This is a genomic window from Desulfobaccales bacterium (assembly GCA_041648175.1).
Taxonomy (GTDB): Bacteria; Desulfobacterota; Desulfobaccia; order Desulfobaccales; family 0-14-0-80-60-11; genus 0-14-0-80-60-11.
Genome location: JBAZPO010000052.1, coordinates 1 through 4,445, shown reverse-complemented (window position 1 = coordinate 4,445; position 4,445 = coordinate 1). Strand labels below are relative to the sequence as shown.

Here is a 4,445-nt window from a genome sequence, read left to right as displayed (position 1 = left end):
CAGTGAGCTTAAGGCATAGTGGGCGCCCACGTCTTTCATATCGAGCATGACCGGCCTGACAAATTTCTCATATATGGTGCGACCGTCACGGTGTTCAGGGATGTTGCTCTTGGCCAGTTCAAGATGTTCGAGAAAGCCGGGTTCGAAGGAGTCGCTAAAAAGCTGGTCGGCCAATTGCAGAACCCTGCCGGCATATTTTATGTTCTGAACCGTCTCAATCCCGGAAAGCTCGTCAAAAAACCAACCACAACTGGTGTACATGAGCATTAAGTGGCGTTGGAGCTCCATCAGCTTGAGGACCGTGATCTCGTCTCCGGAGTTTAGGGGCCGGGTGGCGTGGCGGTTCATAAACGCCGTGATGCGCTCGGGTGTTCGATCCACGATGAGGTCGATGTAGTCGTCCCGAGCCGCCCAGGGATCGGTCAGAAACTGTCTGGCCATTTGTTCAAAAGCCGGATTCACGGCATCCCGGAGCCAGTCCAGGGCCGCACGCAGTGGGGCTCGCCAACCCTGGTGCCAACCTGAGTTGCCGCCGCTGTTGCACCCGCAATCGGACCGCCAACGTTCTATGCCGTGTTCGCAGCTCCACGAGCTGTTTTCAAAGATCTCCACTTCGAACGCCGGTGGATGACCCTCTAGGTACCGGCCATAATTCGTCACCTGCGCCAGTCCGTTGGACTCAATGTGATGGAGGGCATGCGCCAGGGCCATGTCACCGTGGCGATGATGATGCCCATAGCTTTCACCATCCGTGGCAATGTGGACGAGGCGAGGAGAGTCGTCGGCGAACGCAGACAGCAGCCGGTTGGCGAACGCCTCGCCGTTGTCGAGCAATCCTTCGAATGCCAGAGCCTGGGCAATGGGACCGTCGTAAAAGAACAGGTTCATGACGGCCCCGGACGGCAGCGACACCCGGTAGGCGATGGCAGGATAGATTCTGCCACCACTCACGTCTTGCCATTCATTACCATCAATAGACCGAACCCGGCTTGCCTGCCTGGGGGCAAGTATGGCAAAGCCGATGCCGTGTTGGGCCATGAGGTCCAGGGTTTCCAGATCTACCGCCGTCTCCGGGAGCCACAACCCTTCCGGCTTGCGTCCAAAGCGATATTCAAAATCTTTTATGCCCCAGATAATCTGGGTGTTCTTGTCCCGGCTGTTGGCCAGCGGCAGGATCATGTGATTGTAGGCTTGGGCCAAGGCATTTCCATGACCGGAGAATTTCTCCAGGCTCTGCCGGTCTCCCTCCAGAATTGCCTCATAGGCGGCGGTGGCATACCTCTGCATCCAGAGCAAGACAGTCGGACCGAAGTTGAAGCTGATACTGGCATAATTGTTCACCAGTTGGGCGATTCGCCCTTCCGTGTCCCAGATTCTCGATACGGCGTTGGCCGCGTAGCATTCGGCGGTGATCCGCTCGTTCCAATCGTGGTAAGGGAACGCCGAATCTTGGATCTCGATGGCCTCCAGCCAGGGGCTTTCCCTGGGAGGTTGATAAAAATGCCCATGGATACAAACAAATCGGTCCATCATTTAGTCCTCCGGTTGCAGACTGATAATGAGAAAGGCTTGTTTCGTCAAGGTCACCGAGACGTTCCCGTCTGAATGCAGCACTGCGGGCAGGTCGGGGCCTGGACCGTTCCAGCGTTGCTCTCCCGAGGCCAGGCGTTTCCGCCAGCGTCCGGAAGGCAAGGGGACGTTGACCGACTCCACAGTGTCCCCAAAATGGAAAATCGCGGCAACCTGCTCTTCGCGGCCCCAGCGCCGCACGACCAGGGTGCTCTCCCTCTCCAAGCAAGCAACTTCCAGGTGGTCCTTGCTTAATTCCGCGCCTGCCCGAGTTTCATGGCGGAGCTTTAACATTTCCTTGTACAATTCATACAGGAGGCGATGCCGCCCTTGATGCCGCAGGCTGTGATCCAGGCGGGCGCTCTGCATGGTCGCTTCTGCCTGGGGATCCGGTGGCTCAGCCGACCCCGGCAAAGAGGAAAAATCTTCTCGACGCCCGCGGCGGACCGCGTCTAGCAGATCCGGATCCGAATGGCTGACGAAATAAGGAAACGGCGCGGTTTCCCCATATTCTTCACCCATGAACAGAAGGGGGATGAAAGGCGAAAAGAGCACCACGGCAGCAGCCAGCTTCAGCCCTTCGAAAGAGACCAAGGCGCTGAGCCGATCGCCTTGCAGACGGTTCCCCACCTGATCGTGGTTCTGGGCGCAGACCACGAACCGGCTCGCGGCCAGGTCTTTGGAGGTGTTCCCGTGCCGACGCCGGCGCGCCGGGGAATACCCTCCTGAATAGACAAACCCCTCGGCAAAGGCCTTCGCCAGATCTTGAATGCGTCCGAAATCTTTATAGTACCCGGTTTGCTCAACGGTGAGCAGCGTGTGGAGGGCATGATGGAAATCGTCGTTCCATTGGGCGTCCAGGCCATAACCACCAAGCTCTGGGGAGCGAACGAGCCGGACGTCGTTTAAATCACTCTCGGCAATGACATAGATCCGGCGATTAAGCCGCTCGGCCTGCTCGTGCACCGCCGCGGCCAATTCCTGCAGAAAATGGAGTGCCGAAAAGTCGAAAATCCCGTGCACCGCATCCAGGCGCAAGGCATCCAGGCGAAATTCCGTCACCCAAGAGAGCGCATTCTCAATAAAGAGCCGCCTGACTTCGTCGCTGTCAGGCCCGTCAAAATTGATGGCTGCACCCCAGGGAGTGCGGTATCGTTCGGTAAAGTAGGGCCCAAAATCAGGGAGATAATTTCCTTCCGGCCCGAGATGGTTGTAAACCACATCCAGAATCACCGCCAAGCCGCGCTGATGGCAGGCGTCAACCAGCCTTTTGAGCCCATCGGGACCTCCATAAGAATTTTGCACCGCGAAGGGGTAAACGCCGTCATAGCCCCAGTTGCGATCCCCCGGGAATTGCGCCACCGGCATGATCTCAATGGCGGTTATGCCCAGATCCTTCAGGTCATCCAGGTGGGGAACGATGGCGTCAAAGGTGCCTTGAGCGGTAAAGGTCCCCACATGGAGTTCGTAGAGCACATAATGGGAGAGAGGTATTCCGGACCAATGCAGCTCTTCCCAAACAAAATGAGGGTCAATGACCTGGGAGGGCCCATGGACCCCTTCGGGCTGGAACCTGGACGCGGGATCAGGACGTTCGGTGTTCCCATCGAGACGATAAAAATAGCGGCTTCCCGGCTTGACCCCCGGCGCCACGCCATAGTGGTAGCCCCGGGAAACTTTCTCCAGGGGCACCATTCGCTCTTCCGGAGAAAGAAGATGGACCTCCACCCGGTTAATCAAGGGGGCCCAGACGAGGAATCCGCCAAGGCCTTCTCCCAGGTAGGTAGCTCCCAAACCACCTTTAAAATTCACTGTGATTCCCTTTCTGGATTCCGGCTGCCGCCGGTATGACCAAGAAGGCTTCATCGTTCGTGGTGATCTGCTGGGCATGATCGCTCGCCAAGAAGGTTCTCCTCCGCTCCGAACGACATGTCACCGACCACGCCGCACAGTGCGAATCTATGGTGCCGGCCACCCCATGATCGGCACCGTGCTGATGCTGTTCTTCGGGCTACCCTCGATAACCCGATCGCTGTATGCCACATAAACCAGCACCTTGCGCTCGCGGTCGAAGAAGCGCACAACCTGAAGCTTCTTGAACACGAGGCTGCGGTGCTCGTCGAAGACGCGCTCGCCGTCCTTGAGCTCACCGACGATCTTGATCGGGCCGAACTGACGACAGGCGATGCTGGCGTCACTCGTGTCCTCCGCCACGCCCAATGCACCCTTCACCCCTCCCGTTTGCGCCCGGGCGATGTGACAGACGACGCCCTGGACTTTGGGGTCTTCGAAGGAATCGATCACGATCTTGTCGTTGGGCCCGAGCCAACGAAAATGCGTGCTGACCGAGCCGGTCGTGCCGCGTTCGGGGCGACTGAATATCCACCATCCGAAGAGGACAATGACCAAGAGAATCCCACCGCCGAGATAAATTCCGAACCGTTTCATGATGGTTTGCCTTCCTCTAGTGAATTTGCACCCCACCTTTTAGGCGGATATAATTCTGGAGCTACCTTTTCTTGCTTGCATAAAGCAGGAGTATACCACCACCCAATATTGCCCCACCCCGGCCCAGACAGGCACGTTGACCGTCTGCTTTTCCGCAATCGACATCTCGAGCGGGCCCAGTTTGATGTCGTGAGTCTCCTTGGTATAGCTGAACTTGCCGTACATTAGCACCACGATGCCAGCCACAATCAGCAAGAGTGCCATGATCTTGACTGCACTCATCTCGTCTCCTCCTTAAAGGTAGCCCCGGGAGACCTTTTCCAGGGGCGCCATTCGCTCTTCCGGAGAAAGAAGATGGACCTCCACCCGGTTAATCAAGGGGGCCCAGACGAGGAATCCGCCAAGGCCTTCTCCCAGGTAGGTAGCTC

At 57.5% G+C, this 4,445-nt stretch carries 4 protein-coding genes; all 4 read right to left on the bottom strand.

Features of this window, described 5'->3' with window-relative positions:
- A partial coding sequence (locus WC600_18705; protein MFA4904760.1) for a DUF3536 domain-containing protein occupies positions 1–1,533 on the bottom strand: 1,533 nt, incomplete at its 3' end.
- A complete protein-coding gene (gene treZ, locus WC600_18700) occupies positions 1,534–3,381 on the bottom strand; it encodes a malto-oligosyltrehalose trehalohydrolase (protein ID MFA4904759.1) in 1,848 nt (615 codons plus the stop codon).
- Between the two features lie 147 nt (positions 3,382–3,528).
- Positions 3,529–4,017 (bottom strand): CreA family protein, encoded by a 489-nt coding sequence (locus WC600_18695; GenBank protein ID MFA4904758.1) that lies wholly within the window; start codon positions 4,015–4,017, stop codon positions 3,529–3,531.
- Between the two features lie 39 nt (positions 4,018–4,056).
- Positions 4,057–4,299 (bottom strand): hypothetical protein, encoded by a 243-nt coding sequence (locus tag WC600_18690; GenBank protein MFA4904757.1) that lies wholly within the window; start codon positions 4,297–4,299, stop codon positions 4,057–4,059.
- Positions 4,300–4,445: the final 146 nt, after the last annotated feature.